This window comes from Lyngbya sp. CCAP 1446/10 (assembly GCF_026130175.1).
Taxonomy (GTDB): Bacteria; Cyanobacteriota; Cyanobacteriia; order Cyanobacteriales; family Microcoleaceae; genus Microcoleus.
Window position 1 is genome coordinate 25,430 of sequence record NZ_JAIGNI010000036.1, and the last position, 20,374, is coordinate 45,803.

Below are 20,374 nucleotides of genomic sequence, written 5' to 3' on the forward strand. Positions count from 1 at the left end.
TCATTGGTCATTAGTCATCAGTCATTAGTAGCTTGTCTCCCGATACTTGCTAATGACTGTAAGAGGGGTATATTTAGATATAAACTTTACCGATAGCCCACTCTGTAATTTTGTCGCTACTGACTAATGACTACTGACCACTGACTACAGACCAATGACTACTGACTACAGACCAATGACTAATGACTGCTGACTAATGACAGATTTTCTTCAGATTCAGTCAAAAAATTGTGAGCTTGCACGATCGCATAAAGGTCTACATCTGTCTCTAACAAACAAGCATGACCGCTGTTAGCCAGCATCACCATTTCAGCATTCGGAATTACCTTGACTAAAAGCTTCGCTTCTGCTAAAGAAGGCAACAGGCGATCGGCACCACTAGCAATTACTAACGTCGGCTGTTCGATCGCACGCAACTGATTTTCGTCAACATCAAACGATCGCACTAACGCCAATCTCCACACAGACGTGTTTTGCGGTACTGCTTGCATCGCCTCTAGCAAAGCGCGCCGATCGTCGCGCGCAATCTTTCCCAACGATGCTAACATCGGCAACAGACCGATTACCGACAGCGGATAAAGGTTCGCCGGCAGCCACTGAGTCAAGTACGAACCCCACTGCACCCAAGGCTGCTGTCGGAAGGAAGAAGCTGGATTGACTAAAATTAGTCGATCGCACAATTGGGGCGCTTCTAAAACAATTTTCATCGCCAAACAGCCCCCAAAGGACTCGCCGCACAGATAAACTGACCGCTGATTGGCTTCCTTTTCTGCTGCAATTAAGGCAATTGTTTCCGTCACAAGTACCTCCCAACTAGCCATGTCGTCAGCAGGTAAAGTTAAGCAGCGAATGTCAAAATGATTTGCTAATTTAGCAATTTGCGGCCGCAGCAGTAAACCGCTACCATCCATACCCGGTAAAAATACAAATAAAGGGCGATCGCCTTTCGGCGGTTTGGGGGTTAGAAAACGAACCTTGTTAGCATTTGGCATGATTAAAATCAGAAATTAAATTGTATGAACTCTATCAGTCGGGGATTGCTGTCAAAAATAGGGGATAATCAGAGAGCAAGAACAATCAATTAAAACATCAGACGAATCTGGAATCTTAAACCAGGAAGCGACTAAGAATCAGCCGAGGACGGCGACACAAGGAAAATGCAAGCCCAAATCAAAAATTTCTTCCCTCTTCCTTCTTCCCTCTTCCTTCTTCCTTCTTCCTTCTTCCTTCTTCCTTCTTCCTTCTTCCTTCTTTACAAACACCCTCGATCGAGTAATTGTGCAATTTCTCCCTGACAGTGTTCTGTAAGTTCCGCCACAACTACTTTGGCTTGTTTCCCTCGATACTGCTGCTGTCGATCGACTGTAATCCAGTAAGGGCGGCCGATTAAAACATTAACTCGTTGATAAACTATCACAGGATGCCACCCAGGGCGATCGAACAAAGGTTCCGAAGGATCGAACAAACTCAGTAATTTCAGCGGTAAACCCGATCGCACCGACTCTTCCTCCATCGAAGCAATCGCCACCGGCAACACCGCCAAATCCCGCACCGGCGCCCGCAAAGCCAAATGAGCAAATCCCCGCTGAAACTTCCCCATAGTATTCGGTTGAGTAAAATTCACCATCGGTTCTGCACCCTCTGGAAACACCCCCACCATTTCCCCACTTTGTAGCAGGGCTGTCGCTTGTGAGAAAAAATGCTGCTGTCGTTGCTCCGGTGCTTCCAACGGGAAAGCCCCAAAAGTCGTGACAACTTCCCGAATCACCGGAACTTGACCCATGTAGTGATGACAAGCAAACCGGATCGATCGACCCAAAGCCGCCGTCAGCAGCACAGGATCTAAAAAACTGCGATGATTGCTCACTACCAGTACCGGACTCTCTTGCGGAATCCGCTGCTGGTGGTGTACAAACATCTGTGTTCCCACACCAGCCAGGAAACAGCGCGAAATCAGCAATGTGCGATCGGAAGACATGGGCGAAAAGACAGGTGCGACGCTACAAAAATTTATTCCATACCCATGCAGCTTAACATTACTTTACAAAAACGGCGATCGGTCAAAAAGTAGACTTTCCCCTTGTACCTTGGTTTCGTAGTCCTCGACGCACGGGTTGCCAGAAACCGGGTTTTTTGCGAAAATACTTCGTATAGCCCGCCAAAACAGTAAAAAACCCGGTTTCTTTGTCGGAGTGCGTAAGTCTTGTTTGGGCAAAATTTTCCAATCAGAAACAAAAATTCATAAAGTCTTGTTGCAAGTTCTATAAAGAATGTTTAAAACAGCGCCAAAAGCAAGTTGCAGCAGCTAAAATTATAGATTCACAGTCAGTATTGACAGGCTGTCAAAGTATTTTTCGACAAGTCGTAATAGCAATCTCCCGAGGCATCAATGGATAACATTCAGAACTATCGCCTTAAATGTACCCTCACCTTTGGCGACATTTACGGTCAAATCATTATTTGGCTGATAGTCATCTTCCTGAGTCTAGCGTCAGCACTCGCCCTCTGGAGCAGCGCCCGCCAAATCTACGCCTTGGCTACCGTCGGCTTGATTTTAGTGCTTTCTCTGCCCTTTTTGCTGTTTGCTTTCGTTACCACTCTGCTCAATAACATTGAAGTGCTTTCGGTAGACCCCGCCACCGAAGATCAACCTTCTGCAACGGGAAATCAGTCGAATCAGAGGTCTGTCGAACTCCTCGGCTAGTTCAATTTGAAATTTTAGACTTGGATTTTCGATCCCAATCAAAAGTTAAAAACTTCCCGATCTTTTGGTAGGAAGTTTTTTTTTGCGTCACGATAAGTTGAGGAGAACACTCAACATTATTCAAAAAATGCTAGAACACGACGTAATCATTGTAGGCGGCGGTTTAGCAGGCTGCCGCGCAGCCGTGGAAATTGCCAGAACTGACCCCAGTTTAAAGGTAGCTGTTGTTGCCAAAACTCACCCCATTCGATCGCACTCCGTCGCAGCCCAAGGCGGCATGGCCTCCAGCCTGCAAAATGTCGATCCCGAAGATAGTTGGAAAGCCCACGCCTTCGACACAGTAAAAGGTTCAGACTATTTAGCCGACCAAGACGCGGTAGAAATCCTCACCCGCGAAGCACCCGGTGTCGTCATAGATTTAGAACACATGGGAGTCCTCTTCTCCCGCCTTCCAGACGGCAGAATTGCCCAGCGCGCTTTCGGCGGACATTCCCACAACCGCACCTGCTACGCCGCCGACAAAACCGGTCACGCTATCCTCCACGAATTAGTCAACAATCTGCGCCGCTGTGGAGTTCACATTTATCAGGAGTGGTACGTCACGCGCCTGATTTTGGAAGCAGGCCAAGCTAAGGGCGTGGTTATGTTCAACCTAATAGACGGCGAAATTGCCGTTGTGCGCGCGAAGGCGGTGATGTTTGCTACGGGGGGTTACGGTCGGGTTTACAACACCACCTCGAACGATTACGCCTCCACTGGTGACGGTTTGGCGATGGCGGCGATGGCTGGATTGCCCCTAGAAGATATGGAGTTTGTGCAGTTTCACCCGACTGGTTTGTATCCGGTGGGAGTGTTGATTTCCGAGGCTGTGCGGGGTGAAGGGGCTTATTTGATTAATTCCGAGGGCGATCGATTTATGGCCAATTATGCCCCGTCGCGGATGGAATTAGCGCCTAGGGACATTACATCGCGATCGATTTCCCTAGAAATTCGTGCAGGCCGAGGAATTAATCTCGATGGTAGTGCAGGCGGCCCCTTTATTTACCTCGATTTGCGGCACATGGGACGCGAAAAAATCATGAGCAAAATACCTTTTGCTTGGGAAGAAGCCCACCGCTTGTTAGGAATTGATTCTGTCAACCAACCGATGCCCGTCCGCCCGACTGCTCACTATTCAATGGGCGGAATTCCAACTAATATTGATGGGCAAGTTCGCAGCAGTGCTGACAGTTTGGTAGACGGTTTTTTTGCAGCCGGCGAAGCAGCTTGCGTCTCAGTTCACGGCGCAAACCGTTTGGGCAGCAATTCGCTATTGGAATGCGTAGTTTACGGCAAAGTTACTGGCGCAACTATAGCACAATTTGTCCAAAATCGCAAGTTGCCCGCAGTAGATGAACAGCGTTATATCCAGGAAGCCCAAGAGCAAATTCAAGCACTTGTAGACCGTCCCGGACAATACCGCATCAATCAAGTGCGGCAAAAGTTCCAAGATACGATGACCGAGTATTGCGGAGTATTTCGCAGCGCCGAATTGATGCAGGAAGGTTTGCATAAATTGGAGGAATTGGAAAAACAATATCAAGAAGTTTACTTGGATGACAAGGGTAAATCTTGGAATACGGAAATTGTAGAAGCTTTGGAATTGCGGAGTTTAATAATTGTCGGAAAAATGATTTTAACTTCTGCTTTGAACCGGCAGGAAAGTCGGGGTGCTCATTCGCGGGAAGATTTTACTCAGCGGGATGATGAGAAGTTTTTGAAGCATACGCTGGCCTATTATTCGCCTGCGGGAATCGATTTGGCTTATATGCCGGTGGCGATTACGATGTTTGAGCCGCAGGAGCGGAAGTATTAATTTGTAGGGTGTGTCAGCCCTCAATAAATTTTGTTTTTTACATGATTTTTCAATGGCTGACGCACCCTACTTACTGTTGATTTTATAAGTTATAAGTGCTAACATATCATAAATTAGGCTAAAAAAAGTTATCGTAATTCTAAGTAGCTAAAAACATATGAGTAAAACGACACAGACATCTCAATTCCAGCAAGCTCTTGAAGCTGTAGAAGTTTTATCACTAGAAGATCAAGCCATGCTTCTCGATATTCTTCAGAATCGTCTGCGACAACAGCGACGAAATGAATTACTCAAAGAAGTGGCAGAAGTTCGTCAAGAGTATGCTGAAGGCGATGTTAAATTTGGTTTGACAGCCGATTTTATGGTTGATTTGGATGAGAGTGAGGAGAAAGTGCATGGCTGATTTGCCTAATCAAACTATTACAATTATCCTAGAATTACAGCGCCGACTTGTGCAGCTAATCAATCAAGCAGGAGCAACAGAACTATCTGTTTTTGAAATATTTGGAGAAACCGAGGCAACTGCTTCTGTACTAGAACAACTGACAAACATCAGAGAACGAGCTACCTCTTCCTATTCTCGCCTTTATAACCTGCTGCTGCGAATTTCTGAATTTCAGCCGATCGCTCCTACTGCTACCATAGAACTACTGACTCAAACGATAGAACAAGCTGAAGCTACAGCCGAGGCCGGAGAAGCTACTGTCCGAGAAGCTAAAAGTGATTGGAACCTACTATGACTCAACAACCGCAACCAGAACCAGAAAAAGTTAAGCAGACAGTTGCTAAAATGCGCGAAGTCTGTCGGCAGTTTGATAGTCTTAATTTTGCACTTGATGAACTGATTGCCCAGATAGAAGCAGATATTCGGAATAGTCCTCTCACAGCTTATCGTTTAGGGAAAGCCAAGTCTGTGCCTCAGCCTGCGGAGTCAGAAAGTTAGTGGTTTGGAACTGGTATCCCTATCAAGCATCCTCCGCAACTTCCTCCACCGATAAACCTAACGCCTCCGCCACCTGTTCGGCACTCAAACCCATTCCCAACAACCGGGGAATTGCAGCCCTTCTTGCTTGAAATTCAGCTTGTCGCGCCTGTTCTGCTTGCTGTCTTGCTTGTTCTGCACACTCGGCTATTTCCCGCTGTTGTTCTCCCCGCAATCTCTCCAATTCTGCCCTTTCATCGCCAATCAATAGCAAATTACCTTCCTCATCCCACCAGCGCAGCCACAGCATCTCTTGATTTTGATAACTTCCTTGCCAAAGTCCCAATTCTACGCCTAAAAGTACGATCGCAAAATGACCCCGCTCGTTAAGTTCTAACAGCCGATAATACCCGTCAATTAACCGATAAACTTCTAATCTGCCGCTGTTAATTTCGTAGATGCCATAATAGGGAATTCGCATCACCTGTTCGTAAACCCAAAACTTTCCCGGTTTCGTTAACAGCCCTTCATCGGTGCGCGATAAAGGAGTGCTATCGCGCTCTTCATCGCCATTCCCGCTCGCAAATTCCAACGCAATTAACGGTGCTATGTGTTCCCGCCACAGCACGTAGGAACGGCGAATTTGACCGTCTAAATTCGGAGGTACATTCGGAACATAAAACCAGTCAGGAGCTTCTGCACCTTTCTCCGCCGGCTCGGTTTCTCGCCAGTAAATACCGCAGTCTTGACCGATCGCATATTGTCCGTCAGGATGCCGCTGCTGCAAAATCGGGCCGATCGAATCTGTTAAAATTAAGCTTTGCGGGTGCTCCTGAAAATTTTTCACAAAAGTACCATCCGACTCTGGTAATTGAGTGTGGTCGCCAAAAGCAGGAGGTAGAACAACGCGATCGACGCTTTGGGTCATAATTCCCTCCGAGGTCTTACCTAATTGGTAATTAGTAATCGGTAATCGGTAACAGGAAGCTCCGCGCGAGGGCTTAGAAACCCGGTTTCTTCAAGTATCCTTGCTCAACCAAGATTTATCGTATAAACCGGGTTTCTTTTCGTAAGTCCTGCGTATTTGGGAAGAAAGCGAGTAGTTTTGAGTTTTAAGTATCAAGTTTTTCACTTAAAAGTCTGGGGCGGGCACTCACAGACACCGCCCCGTATCCGCTCAAAACTTTCCTTAAGGTGTAGGTAGCGCACCTTCAGGACTAGGAGAAGCAGCAGGCTCAGGACTAGGAGCAGCAGCCGGTGCGGGACTCGCAGTAGCCGCAGTCGAAGGCTTTGGAGCATCGCTAGCTAACTGATTAATTTGGTCTTTATAGTTAGGAGGAGCTAACTCTGTAGCTTTATCAAACAGCGTTTTTGCCTCGTCTTTTTTGCCCTGTTCCTTCAATACGATCGCATGAGCTAATGTCGGACGAAAATCTTTCGGATTCGCCTTAGCTGATTCGTCGTAAATCGCGATCGCCTCTGGGTAGCGCTTCTGCACAGCATAAACCTGCCCCAAAATCAACTGCACCGAAGTTGTATCAATACTGCCCGGTTTCACCTGATTCGCACCCGGAGCAGCCTTCAGCGTATCTTGCAGTAGTCCGATCGCAGCTTCCGGCCGTTGTTGCACCAGCAGCAAATTCACCAACCCCTGCAAAGCCTTAATTTCCCCAGGCTTAGACGCTAAAATTGACCGATAAGCCTGAGCAGCCCCTTCGCGATCTGCCGTGCGTTCCTTAGCCTGAGCCAGCAAAATCCCGTATTCAGAAGTTTCAGGATTCAGTTTAGCCAACTTTTCCAACGTCGGCACCACATCCTTAATCGCCCCCACTCCTTGTCCGATCAACTCCAGCCGCACCTGCAAAAGCCCCCGCAGAGCAGTTACATTGTCAGGTTCCCGCTGCAAAACCAATTCGTACCCCCTCACCTGATCTTGCAGCAACTGCGATTGCTTATCGTTAGATGCCGCTGTCTGAGTTGGCGTTGGAGTCGATCGACTTTGGGCTTGGCTGCTCTTAAGAATACTGTCCAAAATTGGAACCAGAGAAAATCCCACAAAAGCGATGAGCGCAAGCACCACTACCACACTAATTAACCCGCGACCCTTGTTTGTTTTTTCCATAATTCAACTATCCCAACTTAAAATCTACTATTTTCTAAGAATTAACGCATCGCCTAGGGGCATCTCGATTTAACAGATCCATGCAACCATAAAAGTTCTTAACTTCAAAGTCCCAATTCAGAAACCAGTCTTTTGCTTGCAGCTAATATGGTAACAGACCCGCAACTCCCCGCTAGCCAAACTATTTTGGACACAAAGACCCGCAGCCCCAAGGAATGTGGCTTTCGTCCAATTAGAGGGTGGTCAAGCTCAAAATTACCGAAAATATGGCGGATCAGCCCGTTAGGTAATTGGATTAAGTAAAATAGGCAAGCTACTCCAGAGAGATTGGAACGGCGCTTTGGGGATTTTCCTCAAACCATTGCGAGATATTGCCGGGTTGGATGCTTAGGTATTCAGCACGCTATGTCGGGATATATCCTAGATTGTCCGGACTTGAAGTATCTGAATATCCTAAATTCTATTAGCCAGCAACGCCAGCTTTCGGGCGATCGACCGATCCGTGGGTTAGCAAACTCTCAAACTCTTTACCAACAAGGATTAGAGCAGCCAGCCAATCCGGGATCGCTCGTAGCGCAGTTGAAAGTTGGCGTTGACGGGTCAAAACCAAACTCTCCGGTGCAAGCCTCAAGTTTGGTGCTAGTAGTTTTTAAATCAGTTTCTTCAGTTTATTCCTAATTTCCCTCAAGGGATGTGTCTCCGCTGCAAGGAGTTTTTATGAACCCCTCTCCCAACCCGTCTTCCAAATCGTCCAAATCTACTTCAACTCGCAAGGCCCTGCCAAGCGAGCCAGCCGTGAATCAGCCCACAACTACAGCCTCCGTGCCCGATACACCAGACGAAAGTCCCGTGGCTTCGCCGTCGTCGGCTGCACCTGTTGACCAAAATCAACCACCAGCGACAACAGAGGCCCCAGCGCTAACAGACGCCCCAACGGACGCCCTAGCGCCAAAGGATACGCTGCAACGACCACGCTACAGTTCTGCCCTCGATCAGGACAAAACAAAGCCAAAAAACACGCCCAGCGATGCTCCTGCGCTCTCCGAGCAAGCAGCGCCTGCGAAATCTACCAGTAATACGATCGCACTCACAGTCGCACCGCCCCCAACCCCCAAGCCTGCCACTAACGAAAGTCAGGCTGATGATGACACACCCTCCGTCATGCGCCAACATCCCATTCCCCCTCCCAGCGAACCCAGACAGTACCGAGCTGTTGGTTTGGTGCGGGGCCGCTACACGCAATCTGAAGAGCAATTCACCAGAGGTATGTTGATAGCTGCCGACGGAACTGCCATCGACGCAGTTTTGCTCGGTAGAGTGATGAGTTTAGTCAAAAACCACCTGGATCTCGAACAAGAACACCTGTGGGTGGTCTATCCCCGCACCAGGCAAGAAGACGGCAATTTGCACGCCCAGATTATGGGAGTTTGGGAGCCGGAAACGCTCAAGAAACCTCCCTCTGATGAGGAAAATCAGGAAGCAGGGGAGATTGAGACTAGCGACGAAGCATCGATAGCATCTTTGCCGCCCTCGGAAGCTGATGTTGAAGATGGCTATTTTTCGATTCGAGGCGAGGTGATTTATCAATCGCTAGATGAAGAAAAGTATCTCATCGTCAAAATCAAGCAAGCTCCCCGCAAGAATGACGACAAGATGAAGTTTTTTAAGCTGAAACTCAAGGGGGATGTAGGAACAAAGGCGATCGGCTTTTTTTGGGATTTCCACGTCAAATTGAAAGCTGACAGTCTGATGATTGAGCAAGCCAATAATATTGGTGCCCTACCGATTAAAAAACGGAAATTCCCCCCTGGCAGCAAGCCGCCCGGTGGTGGCTACAAAGGAGGGGGAAACAAGCGTCCCTTTACTCCTAGGCCTAGCGGTGACGGTACTCCTATAGAACGCCCTAACATCAAGCCCGCAGCAGCAGCACCTGCTGTCCCCAAGGAACCCCTTCCTAAGCCGGTCAAGAAGCCTAAGCCCGATGAATAAGGCGATTTGAGATTTGAGATTTTGGATTAGTCTTGAACGTACTAACCTAAAATCGCCAAATCGCCAATCTCAAATCCTTTATTCAATCCTGACTTGGGCGCCCCACAAATCTTGCGGGAGAAACACTCTGTCGGTGGGTAGGGGAGCAACTGGGGCCGTGAGGGTAAATTGACCAGCTTCAATTTGCTGCTTCAATTCCAATGCTACTTGCCGCGAGAGAAACATACTCGCAAGGGGGGCAGCCCGCACGGGTTTGCCTTCGATCAGAATACGACCGGTTTTTAATTGAGCATAACTAACTAAACCGAATGTGGGACGAACGCGCCGGGGGATAGAGAAATCTACCACCGGCGCTACTATTTTTTTGTCTGATACTGCACAGTGGGCGACGACTGTTTCGTTTAAGACGGGAAAGGGGATGCCTACTCCCAGCATCAAAGATGGGCCGTAGTTTTTGAAGTAGCAGCCGCGCACCCATTTTGAGTTCATCTGTTTAGCGTCGCCGATGAGTGCGAGGGTGGCAGCCGGCCCGATGGGAGTGCCGTTGGGCTGCCGTTTTTGCAGCGGGAAGTGCTGGGTTCCTTCCCAGGTGATGTAGCCCTGAGCCCCTCCTAGCAAGATGCGGGTGCCGATGCCGATGATTTCGAGGTGGGGGTCGTTGAGCAGGGGAGACATGGCTCCCAGGCTCGAATACACGGCGTTACCGAGGTTTGGTTGCAGGGGGCCGAGGTAGGTGAACAGCGGGCGATCGCCCCCGTTAACTCCCACAATAAAGTTTTGATATGCGTTCCGGGGATTGAATAAATAAAACTGGTTGATGGTATCGCGGGTAATCGTGGTTTCAAAGGAGGCGCGGGGGTAGCAGTCTGTGACTTGCCCCAAAGCTCGCAACTGCACGGGTTTGCCGGCGATTAAGTCTTCTATGACGTGTCCGCCGCCCCGTTCCCGCGATTCTTCGCCGTCTTCGGCTACTTGGGTGGCTCCCAGGTACAGGTCTACTGCACCGAAGCCGGAATAGGCTAAAACGCCGTCTAGCCAGCACTGGCGGATTTTGATCGGGGGATCGGTATGGCCAAGGTTAATGATGGCGCCGGAGGATTCCATCGGCTCGAAGGTGCCGGTGGTGATCACATCGACTTCTTTGGCTGCTTGGCTAATGCTGGTTTCTTGGACTCTACTTTTAAGTTCTTCAATTGTCCAGACTGTGGCTTTGCCTTGGCTGATTTTATCGTTGATTTCGTCGATCGATCGCATAAGACTATTTTAGATTTTAGTTTTTAGATTTTAGTTTGGTGGAATAGGTAATGTCGATCGGTCTCGGCTTGAGAACACAGCCAAATGTTATAACAGAGATCGGGATGATCTTATAAATAACATAAGGAGCGATCGGCATGACTCAAGCGATATTAAAACCAGTCACGTTCGATGAATTTATTGACTGGTATCCTGAAAATTCCGAAAACCGTTACGAACTGCATAATGGAGCTATTGTTGAGATGCCTAAAGCCACCGGAGAACATTCAGAAGTAGCTGGCTACCTGTCGCTGAAGCTAGGGATGGAAATCGAGAGGCTGGGGTTGCCCTACTTCGTACCCAAGGAATGCGTTGTCAAAGCTGATAACGAGCGCTCTGGTTACGAACCGGATGCGATCGTTTTGGACAGACAAGGGACGAACAGCGAACCGAGATGGAAAAAGCAATCTATCATTACAATGGGTAGTTCTGTCCGGCTAATTGTCGAAGTTGTCAGTACCAATTGGCAGGATGATTACGGGCACAAATTGGTTGATTACGAAGCTTTAGGCATTTCCGAATACTGGATTGCAGACTATTTGGCACTTGGTGGCAGACGCTATATTGGCAATCCTAAACAACCTACTTTTTTTGTTCACCATTTGGTTGACGGCGAGTATCAAGTCAGTCTGTTCCGAGGGTGCGATCGAATTGTTTCGCCCACATTTCCAGAGTTAAATTTGACTGTGCAACAGATTTTTAGCGCTGGACAAGATGCGGTTTAAAATTCTAGACTACAAAATAGCGATTTATAAGAGTCAAGGATTAAAATCGCTCCTATAAAAACAAATTACGTCTGCGCGGACTAAAAAAAGGCTGCTATTTAAGCCAGATTTAGGATTAGTACAAACCTGAATTATTTATTTTCAGAATCATCATTTTCTGCACGATCGGCAATCTCTGATTTGTTTTCAGGTAACTGGTTTGACCTGATTTCGGTGACTCCTATAGATTCATATTCTTCGTGGATAGCAGAATGGATAGCTGCCAAGGTTTTAGGACTCGCATCCCACTGGTTGAGAATGTCTTTAATTAAGGCTTCCCTAATCCAAACTTGAGCGACCACGGTGAGAGGGAGGGCTAGCAACAAGCCTAAAAATCCAAAGAATGTGGCGAAGAATACTTGCGCTATTAATGTTACTGCTGGCAGCAATGATACTTGCTGTGCCATGACGTAGGGGGTGAGAATGTTGCTTTCAAACTGTTGAATTAAGAAGTAAAGGATGAGGACTAAACCTGATTTTAAAGGAGAGTCTAAAAGTGCGATAGTCATTGGCGGAATGACGCTCATAGTGGGGCCTATATTGGGAATCAAATTAAGAAATCCTGCTACTACAGCATGAGCTAGGGGTAGGGGAACTCGCAAAACTGACAGGCCAATTAAGCTCAATAAAGCAATCACACTCATGCTAATCAAAGCGCCGATGACCCATCTGCCGAGAGCTACTTCACATTCATCTAAAATACTATCGATTCGCCGCCGATAAAAAGAGGGAAATAGTTGTATAAATGCTTTGCGGTAAGAGAGGGGATCTGCTAAGGTCATCAATGTCAAAACTAAGACTAGCAAAAAGCTCAGGATAACGCCTAATGTGTTGCCGACAAAGGCTCCTGCACCGCCAACAAGTTGGTTGACTAAAGGTTGCAGTTGTTGCATAATGTCGTTAACATTGAGATTGGGCAGCTTACCGATTTGTCCAGAGAAGCGACTTTCGATTTGATTTACCCAATCATTTAATCTTTCTATTCCTTGAGGGGCTCTCAGGGTCAGTTGCTGGAATTGCAGGGCGAAGGGCGGTACAATTATCAGGAACATTCCTACGAAGACGAGGAATAAAAAGCTAATTGAGAACAGTACGGCGATCGACCTTTTGAGTCGTAATTTTTTTTGTAAGTAGCGTGCTAGTCTGTTTAAGGCCGTGGCTAAGACGACGGCGGCAAACAGCAGCAGTAGGGCTTGCCTGATTTGCCAGAGGATGTAACAAGATGCGATGAGGGCTAATAAGCCCATCCACTGTCCTAGCTTCATTAGATTTTAAATATTATAACGGGGAATTGCCGGCGTTGCTTTAGGGGCTGTTGCAATCGCGTCTCTACAAGATACCTTAAATGCGATCGCACCTTTACAATATACTCCTACAACGCAGCCTCTTCAATTCCCTTTGGCAAACACCTGCTGCGCTGTCAGGTTCAATTCTGGGAAAGTTGGGGACTCAATTACCTCAGCCCCTCTGAATTGTTTAACTTGGTATTCCCCGTCAATTAGTTGGTAAACCGAAAAAGTTGGTTGCTTAGGATTCCCAATGAACCGTCTACCACCCAATCCTAAATAGTCTACAATCCAATATTCCTGAATACCCATCAACTCGTAGGCCTCTAGTTTGCGGGCATAATCATCCGCCCAGTTAGTGCTAGTTACTTCTACGATTAGCGGGACTGATGAACCCATCGTAATAATTGATGATTTCTCCCATCGAGGCTCGTTTCCCATTGCTTGCTCGTTGAGTACAATAATATCTGGTTCATACCCAGATTCCTCGCGGATGGGTTTGATGACAGATTCTTTGGGGATGAAGTACGGCAATTGTAGCCGTCTGATTTCAAAATTTAGATCAGCTACGAGAAAACCTGTCAGTTTAGAATGTTTGCCTGTGGCTTTTGGCATCTCAACAATCTCTCCATTGTGCAATTCGTAGTGGTGTTCTGAGTTTTCAGGATACCAGTCAATAAATTCATCGAATGTTACAAATTCTGGTAGGGCTTGAATCATGGTGATGGCCTCAAGTTTGGTTGCGACGGTTGTGATGGGCAGGGATTTAGTTGCGTTTAGATAAGTGTAGCTCGATCGCGCTTCTTGATTGTGTCCCTACTGCCCAGAAGTGCGATCGCTCTTTCGAGGGCAGCCTTGTCCCTAGAATTGACCTTGAGTTGTATAATTAGGCATTGAGACTATGATGCCAACTCTCTACTGTGAGGCTTGGTTGGGGTTGGAAGGTAACGAAAGGGCGATCGAACTTAGATATTGCACCATTGTTAATCAGTTTTTCAAGGGCGGGCGAGACACCCCACAATAAACTTGATATTTTGTGGAACAGGCATCTTGCCTGTTCTTCAGACAGGAAAGATGCAATGAATGAGGAGATTGCCAAAAACATTATAGCTTACGGCAGAAGTAAATCATAATTGTTTAATATAATTTCAGTAGTTTAATAGAGAGTGGCATGATGACACAGACACTTTTACGGCCAATAGACCAACGGTTCATTCATTCTGGGATTAGCTGGGAACAGTTCAAACTAATTGAACAGGGGTTTTCTGACTCCCCTGGAATCAAGTTGTTTTATTGCAGAGGAGAAGTAGAAATCTTGGCAGTTTCCCCGGAACACGAATTTTTTAGTAGGACAATTTGTACGCTGCTGGCTATTTACTGCGCCGAAAATGAAATTGAGTTTGCACCTACGGGAAGCTTTACTCAAGAAAATGAAGGGATAGTGTCTGTACAAGCTGATGAATCTTATTTTATTGGCAGACGCATCACCCAAAATTCTCCTCCAGATTTATGTATCGAAGTTGTTTTCACGAGCGGTACTGTCAGAAAATTGGAGCGCTATCGAGTGTTGGGAGTTGCTGAGGTTTGGTTCTGGGAGGATGGTGTGTTGGCTATGTATCGCTTGGGTTCTGAGGGTTATGCTACAATTTCTGCAAGTGTTGTTTTGCCAGATTTAGATATTAATTTACTGTGTCGCTGTTTGCTGATGGCTTCGAGTGTGGAAGCGATGAGGGAGTTTAGGAGGGGAATTGCTGGTTAGGGCGATCGGGCTTATTTTGTTATGCTTAAGTCGGTTTGAGTGGGTTGGGTTCGCCAGTCTAGAAGTGCATCTATAATGATACTGGGGCAAACAGGGCAATAAGGGCGATCGGGCGAAATTGTCAATCTGAGAGTGCGATCGCATATTACTTAAAATTAAATTACATCCCATTAAAACACGATCAATGACCTACACTACACCAAAATTATTTAGCTTTGAGGAGTTTATCTCCCAATATGGGGATAATACACGCTATGAACTAATTGATGGAGAACTCAGAGACAGGTCACCTACTGGTCCTCACGAAGCTGTTGCCGGGAGCATTGCGGGTAGAATTTATGTCGAAATTTTTCGGGATAACTTCAACTGGTTGGTGCCAAAAAATTGTCTAATCAAACCACTATATGCTGAAGCTACAGCGCTGCGTCCTGACATAATTATTTTAGATAAAGCAGAACTAAGTCAAGAACCACTTTGGCAAAAAGAACCAGTTATTTGTAACGGTAGTACCATTAAGCTTGTTGCTGAAGTGGTCAGCACTAATTGGCAAGATGATTATGCAAGAAAAGTGGAAGAGTACGCTTTTTTGAATATCCCCGAATATTGGATTGTGGACTTTCGGGGCTTGGGTGGTTGGCAATTTATCGGCAATCCAAAGCAACCGACTTTCACAGTCTGCCAATTAGTTAATGGTGCATACCAGCAGCAACAATATCGCTTGGGAGATACTATTTCTTCTTACTTGTTTCCAAATTTACAACTGAAACTCGACGACATTATGCCGACTTAAAAATCTAGGATATCTCTTTTAGTGCCAGGGCGGTGTTTTCATCTATATCTCTACAGCAGCTAGTAGCCGTAGGGTGCGTCGCTATCGACTATCCTCAAAAAAGAGCGACAATCTCATAGCGACGCACCTGTTATTTTCAAGGGATTAGGAAACAACCCTCCGTTTCACTCCGCCCAACATTCTCAAAAACATTTATTAAAATTGCTTTAACTTTCAAGTCTTTCTCGAACAATTTTTTGATAAAAACCCTCTAAAGCTGTCACACAAATTTTATCGTCAAACAAATGATCGTGTCGCTGACTCATGCGTTGTGCAACATCTCGCCGCCACTCAGAATCTAAACCCAAATTAACAGCAATTTGAATGTATTCCTCTTCATTTTGGGCAATTGTGTCGGTTACTCCCAGCATTTTGAGAAAGCTATAAGCGTGCAGTCCCCGCATAAATTCTCCCGGACAGGTTACTATAGGTAAATTACAGGCGATCGCCTCCAAAGACGTATTTCCCCCCGACCAAGTGAAAGTATCCAAGAAAACATCGGCAAGAAAGTTAATTGCTATATATTCTTGTCGAGTTGCAATCGCTCGAAATACACAGTAATCTTCGCTATCGAGATTAACAGCAGCAAAAGCCCGCTTGAGCCGTTCCCGCAATAGTTCGCCACGCGGAAAAATAAACTGAGCTTGCGGAACCCGCAAGGCAATTTCTGCTAAAATAAAATCATATTGCGGTAAGTATTTGAAAGGCGCTTGGCAGCAAAAATAAATGACTGCATCTTCTCGAAGGTCAAAATCTAAGCGACTATTGTTTAATTCTCCGACGGTGGGTTTTGGGTAAGAAACGCCAATATTAGGCAACTTAATTAAGGTTTCTGAGTAATGCGATTGTGCATTTTCCGGTTCCATCAATTCGCTGGAAATAAAATAGTCAATGGTTGGCAAACCAGAGGTTACAGGATGTCCCCATGCCGAACATTGCACGGGCGCGAGGCGCAAAGCTGCTAATTGTATCGTTGGTGCATCCATGCCAATTTCAGGAAATACAAGAATATGCAATTTATCCTCAATAACTTGTTTGGCTACAGCTTCTAAGTCATGAGGAATGTGGCGAAATACATCACTATATTCGCGAAATTGTTCTGTAATTAAATCGGTATAATTACCTGTGTGGTAACAGTAAATTTCAATGTTGTGTGTATCGGTATAACGCAACCAGCCAGTTAACCATAAAGTTCCACTGTAAGAATACAAGTAACTAGAAATATAACCGACTCTGATTTTGCTATTTTCCAGCAGTGGAGGCATGGGTTGCTGTTGTACCCACTGGGGATAGTTGGCTGCCATGATTTGATGAACTAAATTGGCATATTTTGATTGTGATTCCACAACATTGTGGGCTTGATAGGCTAGGTAAAAATTAGTAAAACTCCTCAAACCGATGCAAGCATTTATTTTGTCTTCTAGAGTTATTAGAGATGTTTCACTAATTAATTTTTCTAATTCTATGACAAATCTATCTCGGTAAAAATTAATTTCTTCTAGTGTATTGTAAATTATGGGCAATGTTAAGTGTTTTAAAAGTTTAAAAACGTATTCATTCGGCAGAATATTGGCAGCCATTTCGGAGTTTGAAAGAGCTTGTTTTATACGTCCGTTTAGATGGAAAATTTTAATCAATTCAAAGTGCAGTTTTCCGGCTGTCGGGTAATGGCGAATTCCTTCTTCAACGATTGCGATCGCTGCTGTAATTTGGCTGAGGTTTCGCCAACAATCGCTGAAGTTAACAAATAGTTCTACATCTCCTATATGGGATTGTGAAAACCTTTGATAGTGCTTAATGGCTTCTTCATATCTTCCTTGACGGTAGAGTGTGTTGCCAAAGTCTATTAACCGTGATGCTTGGGATTCAAGGGTTATATCGCTAAGTTTATCCTGTTGCAATACAGGAATTTTGTCAGCCCCGGATTCGGCTAGTGCTGTTTGGTTTTCCGCCACTAACTTAATTCGATATTTAATTTGTGGCAAAATATTTTCCCACTGGCTTTGACTGAGGTTTTCTAATAAAATAATTTCCGGTTCTGTGCTAGAATCTAAATCTTCTTCCATGCAGAGATCCATAAGAATTCCTGACAAAATTAAATTAGCATCTAATTCAGATGATTCTATAATGTCGGTGATGTCTATTAAGAGTGCTAGATAATGGCTATCGGGATGAGTTATAATACTTTTAATGATTGCTGCTAACTCTAAATATAGCAATTCTTCTGGTTGGCTCCAATCGGGGAAAATGAGCAAGTTTAATGGTTTGAGATTTAAGGTGGTTAGATCCATTTGATAGTCTGTCCTGTATTGTTGGGTATTGTGGGGCTTTTGCTGTTTTGTGCGATACGTTCCTCACCAGCTATCTCGGCTGCTGTTGCCATGCCCGCCAGCCTAGGATCGCAGCTAGGATGATACTGGGGGAAACCACGGCGATGAGGGCGTTTAAGTCGGTGGAGGGTATGGATAGGCTGGGCCCTGCGTATTTGATGGCAAGGGAAAGGGCGGCGGAGAAGCAGAATACTTTGAGGATGGGGCTGATGTTGGTGTTCATGGATGTGCTGGTTGGGCGATCGAGTGGATGAAATGCCTTTCCATTTTATAATACAATACGCTTGGGTTAACGCTATTTGTTTCCCGGAGATCCCCCTAAATCCCCCTTAAGAAGGGGGACTTTGAACAACTTTTTGTCCCACCCTTTTTAAGGGGGGTTAGGGGGGATCTGGCTTAACTGAACCGTAGTGTTTTATAATAGAGGATTCCACCGGAAAATTTAACGGCATCAAAAATAATTCAAAATGAAAAATCAAGAATCTGATTTAATAGACCAAATTCGCCAGCAATTTGACTATGCCCCTTTTCCCAGAATTCCCCTCGAAAAATCTCCTGACTCTGAGTATGAGTCGCTTTACCTGCACAACCTCGTAACTGCTTACTACTTCAGAAATCGGAAAGTTATCAATACAGAAGGAAAATTTATTCTGGATGCGGGATGCGGTAGCGGATACAAATCCTTAATTTTGGCTGCCGCTAATCCGGGAGCTAAAATTGTGGGCATTGATTTATCAGAAGAATCTGTCAAATTAGCCCGCCACCGCTTGCAATATCACGGATTTGAGAATGCCGAATTTCATGCGATGCAAATAGAAGAATTACCCAGTTTAGGTTTGCAGTTCGACTACATTAATGCTGACGAAGTGCTTTATTTATTGCCCGACGCTGTTGCAGGATTGCAGGCGATGAAATCGGTTCTCAAACCTGATGGTATTATTCGGACTAACCTGCACAGTTCCATTGGTAGGGCGGGAGTATTTCGCGCTCAAGCTGCTTTCAAAACAATGGGATTGATGAATGGAACCCCAGGCGAGTTGGAGATTGAAATAGTCCGGGAAACTATGGACGCGCTGCAAGATGAAATATGGCTCAAAGCAGTTAGTTGGAATTCCGCTCGCGCAAACGATGAGACGTGGATTCTGTCAAACTATCTATTGCTGGGTGACAAAGGCTGTAGCGTGCCTGAACTGTTTGCACTTTTGAGAGCAGCCGATCTAGAGTTTATAAGTATGCTAGCGTGGCGGCGCTGGGAGTTGATGGATTTGTTTAAAGATCCAGATGATTTACCCGCGTTTTTGGCGATGAGTCTGCCAGAAACTTCTGTGGAAGAGCGGCTGCATTTATTTGAACTGTTGCATCCCCAGCACCGCTTGTTTGATTTCTGGTGCGGGAATCCCGGCACTGAGGCTTTTGTGCCTGTTGCGGAATGGACGGAGGCTGACTGGCAGTCGGCGCAGGTGCATTTGCATCCTCAACTCAGGACTTCCGAGGCGAGGGAAGACTTGAGTAATTGCATTGCCAGCGATACACCGTTTGAGATTAGTCGTTATATTATTGTGCCAACCTTAGCACCGGTGGCGATCGACAGTAAAATTGCTGCTTGCTTGTTACCTCTGTGGGATGGGCCACAGTCTGCGTTGTCCCTAGTCCAAAAGTGGTTGCAGAACCCAGCCAAGTCTGCTGTTAATCTAGAACCCGCAGCCCAGGAGACAGCCTTCGATCAAGTCAAGGAATTGTTGACTAGCCTAGAAGTCTTTCTGTACGTGCTTTTGGAGCGTTAGTCGCCAGAAAAATTAAAAAAAATGGAGGGGATGATAGCAAAGCCCGGGAAACTGGGTAAGTTACATATAAGAGTTAGAAACAAGCATTCCACCCCCTCAAGGAGACAAAAATTATGAAGACCGAATTTAAAGCCAAGTTCCTGCAACACATCAACAAAAGAAGACAGGATCAAGGTTTCACCCTGATTGAACTGCTGGTTGTTATCATCATCATCGGTATTTTGTCTGCTATTGCTTTGCCTGCGTTCCTCAGCCAAGCTAACAAAGCCAAGCAGTCTGAAGCCAAGCAGTATGTCAGTTCAATTAACAAGGGTCAGCAGGCTTATTACGCAGAGAATACTAAGTTTGGGAGTGATGTTGCCATTTTGGGTCTAGGTATCAAAACTCAAACATCTAACTATACTTACGCAGTGGGAGTTCTAGCAGATGGATCGGGAGCTACGACCATTGGAAACCCGGTTCCTACGGCGGCTACCGCTCTCAAAGGATATGCTGGGGGGGTAGGGTTGGTTACTGCTGGCGAGGCAAAAACCACCCAGAGCATACTTTGTCAGGTTTCGGGTGCGGGTGTTGGTAATGCTAATCCGCCTACTAATGATGGAACTCAACTCAGCTGTGGAACTAACATGGAACAAGTTACCAAGTAATTGTTCGGCATAACAAGCATGGCTTGTTGACGAGAGCGGGTAGAACACAGAGTCCTACCCGCTCTATTCTGTAAAAACGGTTTTTAACAG

23 protein-coding genes are annotated in these 20,374 nt (G+C 46.0%); 14 read left to right on the top strand and 9 right to left on the bottom strand.

The annotated features are described in order from the left end of the window. Positions 1–179 precede the first annotated feature (179 nt). The 3 genes from K4039_RS16225 to K4039_RS16235 form a co-directional block, all read right to left on the bottom strand. Positions 180–992, bottom strand: a complete 813-nt coding sequence (locus K4039_RS16225) for an alpha/beta fold hydrolase (protein ID WP_265236534.1) — start codon at positions 990–992, stop codon at positions 180–182. Between the two features lie 138 nt (positions 993–1,130). Continuing rightward, complete coding sequence (locus tag K4039_RS16230; protein ID WP_265236536.1) at positions 1,131–1,262, bottom strand: hypothetical protein; 132 nt, start codon at positions 1,260–1,262, stop codon at positions 1,131–1,133. Continuing rightward, a complete protein-coding gene (locus tag K4039_RS16235; RefSeq protein WP_265236538.1) occupies positions 1,253–1,978 on the bottom strand; it encodes a 1-acyl-sn-glycerol-3-phosphate acyltransferase in 726 nt (241 codons plus the stop codon). The genes K4039_RS16230 and K4039_RS16235 overlap by 10 nt, the downstream gene beginning before the upstream one ends. 411 nt (positions 1,979–2,389) lie before the next feature. Between K4039_RS16235 and K4039_RS16240 the strand changes: the two genes are divergently transcribed. From K4039_RS16240 to K4039_RS16260, 5 genes are all read left to right on the top strand, one after another. Further along, entirely contained in the window at positions 2,390–2,704 is a 315-nt protein-coding gene (locus tag K4039_RS16240) for a hypothetical protein (protein ID WP_265236540.1), read from the top strand. Between the two features lie 127 nt (positions 2,705–2,831). After that, the gene (locus tag K4039_RS16245; protein WP_265236584.1) at positions 2,832–4,559 is read left to right on the top strand and encodes a succinate dehydrogenase/fumarate reductase flavoprotein subunit; all 1,728 of its coding nucleotides are present in this window, start codon (positions 2,832–2,834) and stop codon (positions 4,557–4,559) included. 157 nt (positions 4,560–4,716) lie between these two features. Further along, the gene (locus tag K4039_RS16250) at positions 4,717–4,962 is read left to right on the top strand and encodes a hypothetical protein (RefSeq protein WP_265236542.1); all 246 of its coding nucleotides are present in this window, start codon (positions 4,717–4,719) and stop codon (positions 4,960–4,962) included. After that, a complete protein-coding gene (locus K4039_RS16255) occupies positions 4,955–5,299 on the top strand; it encodes a hypothetical protein (RefSeq protein WP_265236544.1) in 345 nt (114 codons plus the stop codon). The genes K4039_RS16250 and K4039_RS16255 overlap by 8 nt, the downstream gene beginning before the upstream one ends. After that, entirely contained in the window at positions 5,296–5,502 is a 207-nt protein-coding gene (locus tag K4039_RS16260) for a hypothetical protein (protein ID WP_265236545.1), read from the top strand. The genes K4039_RS16255 and K4039_RS16260 overlap by 4 nt, the downstream gene beginning before the upstream one ends. Before the next feature lie 22 nt (positions 5,503–5,524). Here K4039_RS16260 and K4039_RS16265 read toward each other — a convergent pair whose 3' ends face one another. Both K4039_RS16265 and K4039_RS16270 read right to left on the bottom strand, forming a co-directional pair. After that, positions 5,525–6,409, bottom strand: coding sequence for a Uma2 family endonuclease (locus K4039_RS16265; protein WP_265236547.1), 885 nt, complete (start codon positions 6,407–6,409; stop codon positions 5,525–5,527). Between the two features lie 261 nt (positions 6,410–6,670). After that, a complete protein-coding gene (locus tag K4039_RS16270; protein ID WP_265236548.1) occupies positions 6,671–7,603 on the bottom strand; it encodes a tetratricopeptide repeat protein in 933 nt (310 codons plus the stop codon). Positions 7,604–8,038: 435 nt separating this feature from the next. Between K4039_RS16270 and K4039_RS16275 the strand changes: the two genes are divergently transcribed. Next, positions 8,039–8,281: a hypothetical protein gene (locus tag K4039_RS16275; protein ID WP_265236550.1), complete on the top strand. Its 243-nt coding sequence runs from the start codon at positions 8,039–8,041 to the stop codon at positions 8,279–8,281. Between the two features lie 39 nt (positions 8,282–8,320). Beyond that, a complete protein-coding gene (locus K4039_RS16280; protein WP_265236552.1) occupies positions 8,321–9,592 on the top strand; it encodes a hypothetical protein in 1,272 nt (423 codons plus the stop codon). Positions 9,593–9,670: 78 nt separating this feature from the next. Here K4039_RS16280 and K4039_RS16285 read toward each other — a convergent pair whose 3' ends face one another. Further along, positions 9,671–10,846: a homocysteine biosynthesis protein gene (locus tag K4039_RS16285; protein ID WP_265236553.1), complete on the bottom strand. Its 1,176-nt coding sequence runs from the start codon at positions 10,844–10,846 to the stop codon at positions 9,671–9,673. Between the two features lie 137 nt (positions 10,847–10,983). Between K4039_RS16285 and K4039_RS16290 the strand changes: the two genes are divergently transcribed. Then, positions 10,984–11,610: a Uma2 family endonuclease gene (locus K4039_RS16290; protein WP_265236554.1), complete on the top strand. Its 627-nt coding sequence runs from the start codon at positions 10,984–10,986 to the stop codon at positions 11,608–11,610. Between the two features lie 131 nt (positions 11,611–11,741). Here K4039_RS16290 and K4039_RS16295 read toward each other — a convergent pair whose 3' ends face one another. Then, positions 11,742–12,914, bottom strand: a complete 1,173-nt coding sequence (locus K4039_RS16295) for an AI-2E family transporter (protein ID WP_265236555.1) — start codon at positions 12,912–12,914, stop codon at positions 11,742–11,744. Positions 12,915–13,037: 123 nt separating this feature from the next. Continuing rightward, on the bottom strand, positions 13,038–13,655 hold the full coding sequence (locus tag K4039_RS16300) for a Uma2 family endonuclease (RefSeq protein WP_265236556.1): 618 nt from the start codon (positions 13,653–13,655) through the stop codon (positions 13,038–13,040). A 181-nt stretch (positions 13,656–13,836) separates the two neighbouring features. Between K4039_RS16300 and K4039_RS16305 the strand changes: the two genes are divergently transcribed. The 3 genes from K4039_RS16305 (at position 13,837) to K4039_RS16315 (ending at position 15,484) form a co-directional block, all read left to right on the top strand. Then, positions 13,837–13,959, top strand: coding sequence for a hypothetical protein (locus tag K4039_RS16305; protein ID WP_265236557.1), 123 nt, complete (start codon positions 13,837–13,839; stop codon positions 13,957–13,959). A 147-nt stretch (positions 13,960–14,106) separates the two neighbouring features. Then, positions 14,107–14,694 (top strand): Uma2 family endonuclease, encoded by a 588-nt coding sequence (locus K4039_RS16310; RefSeq protein ID WP_321161619.1) that lies wholly within the window; start codon positions 14,107–14,109, stop codon positions 14,692–14,694. Positions 14,695–14,878: 184 nt separating this feature from the next. Further along, positions 14,879–15,484 (top strand): Uma2 family endonuclease, encoded by a 606-nt coding sequence (locus tag K4039_RS16315; RefSeq protein WP_265236559.1) that lies wholly within the window; start codon positions 14,879–14,881, stop codon positions 15,482–15,484. A 206-nt stretch (positions 15,485–15,690) separates the two neighbouring features. On the opposite strand, the gene K4039_RS16320 is transcribed toward K4039_RS16315, so the two are convergent. Continuing rightward, positions 15,691–17,814 carry a glycosyltransferase family 41 protein gene (locus K4039_RS16320; protein ID WP_265236561.1) on the bottom strand — a complete coding sequence of 708 codons (2,124 nt, stop codon included), beginning with the start codon at positions 17,812–17,814 and terminating at the stop codon, positions 15,691–15,693. Between the two features lie 47 nt (positions 17,815–17,861). Between K4039_RS16320 and K4039_RS16325 the strand changes: the two genes are divergently transcribed. From K4039_RS16325 to K4039_RS16335, 3 genes are all read left to right on the top strand, one after another. Then, positions 17,862–18,107 carry a hypothetical protein gene (locus K4039_RS16325; protein WP_265236562.1) on the top strand — a complete coding sequence of 82 codons (246 nt, stop codon included), beginning with the start codon at positions 17,862–17,864 and terminating at the stop codon, positions 18,105–18,107. 213 nt (positions 18,108–18,320) lie between these two features. Further along, complete coding sequence (locus K4039_RS16330) at positions 18,321–19,637, top strand: class I SAM-dependent methyltransferase (protein ID WP_265236563.1); 1,317 nt, start codon at positions 18,321–18,323, stop codon at positions 19,635–19,637. A 113-nt stretch (positions 19,638–19,750) separates the two neighbouring features. Further along, positions 19,751–20,284, top strand: coding sequence for a type IV pilin-like G/H family protein (locus tag K4039_RS16335; protein ID WP_265236565.1), 534 nt, complete (start codon positions 19,751–19,753; stop codon positions 20,282–20,284). The last annotated feature ends 90 nt before the right edge of the window (positions 20,285–20,374 follow it).

Excerpts from the sequence above, each read along its gene's own strand:
- K4039_RS16330 (WP_265236563.1), top strand. The coding sequence starts at position 18,321 with ATGAAAAATCAAGAATCTGATTTAATAGACCAAATTCGCCAGCAATTT.
- K4039_RS16305 (WP_265236557.1), top strand. The coding sequence starts at position 13,837 with ATGATGCCAACTCTCTACTGTGAGGCTTGGTTGGGGTTGGAAGGTAAC.
- K4039_RS16290 (WP_265236554.1), top strand. The coding sequence starts at position 10,984 with ATGACTCAAGCGATATTAAAACCAGTCACGTTCGATGAATTTATTGAC.
- K4039_RS16335 (WP_265236565.1), top strand. The coding sequence starts at position 19,751 with ATGAAGACCGAATTTAAAGCCAAGTTCCTGCAACACATCAACAAAAGA.
- K4039_RS16260 (WP_265236545.1), top strand. The coding sequence starts at position 5,296 with ATGACTCAACAACCGCAACCAGAACCAGAAAAAGTTAAGCAGACAGTT.
- K4039_RS16255 (WP_265236544.1), top strand. The coding sequence starts at position 4,955 with ATGGCTGATTTGCCTAATCAAACTATTACAATTATCCTAGAATTACAG.
- K4039_RS16250 (WP_265236542.1), top strand. The coding sequence starts at position 4,717 with ATGAGTAAAACGACACAGACATCTCAATTCCAGCAAGCTCTTGAAGCT.
- K4039_RS16235 (WP_265236538.1), bottom strand. The coding sequence starts at position 1,978 with ATGTCTTCCGATCGCACATTGCTGATTTCGCGCTGTTTCCTGGCTGGT.
- K4039_RS16280 (WP_265236552.1), top strand. The coding sequence starts at position 8,321 with ATGAACCCCTCTCCCAACCCGTCTTCCAAATCGTCCAAATCTACTTCA.
- K4039_RS16315 (WP_265236559.1), top strand. The coding sequence starts at position 14,879 with ATGACCTACACTACACCAAAATTATTTAGCTTTGAGGAGTTTATCTCC.
- K4039_RS16300 (WP_265236556.1), bottom strand. The coding sequence starts at position 13,655 with ATGATTCAAGCCCTACCAGAATTTGTAACATTCGATGAATTTATTGAC.
- K4039_RS16225 (WP_265236534.1), bottom strand. The coding sequence starts at position 992 with ATGCCAAATGCTAACAAGGTTCGTTTTCTAACCCCCAAACCGCCGAAA.
- K4039_RS16310 (WP_321161619.1), top strand. The coding sequence starts at position 14,107 with ATGATGACACAGACACTTTTACGGCCAATAGACCAACGGTTCATTCAT.
- K4039_RS16265 (WP_265236547.1), bottom strand. The coding sequence starts at position 6,409 with ATGACCCAAAGCGTCGATCGCGTTGTTCTACCTCCTGCTTTTGGCGAC.
- K4039_RS16320 (WP_265236561.1), bottom strand. The coding sequence starts at position 17,814 with ATGGATCTAACCACCTTAAATCTCAAACCATTAAACTTGCTCATTTTC.
- K4039_RS16270 (WP_265236548.1), bottom strand. The coding sequence starts at position 7,603 with ATGGAAAAAACAAACAAGGGTCGCGGGTTAATTAGTGTGGTAGTGGTG.
- K4039_RS16245 (WP_265236584.1), top strand. The coding sequence starts at position 2,832 with ATGCTAGAACACGACGTAATCATTGTAGGCGGCGGTTTAGCAGGCTGC.
- K4039_RS16285 (WP_265236553.1), bottom strand. The coding sequence starts at position 10,846 with ATGCGATCGATCGACGAAATCAACGATAAAATCAGCCAAGGCAAAGCC.
- K4039_RS16295 (WP_265236555.1), bottom strand. The coding sequence starts at position 12,914 with ATGAAGCTAGGACAGTGGATGGGCTTATTAGCCCTCATCGCATCTTGT.
- K4039_RS16240 (WP_265236540.1), top strand. The coding sequence starts at position 2,390 with ATGGATAACATTCAGAACTATCGCCTTAAATGTACCCTCACCTTTGGC.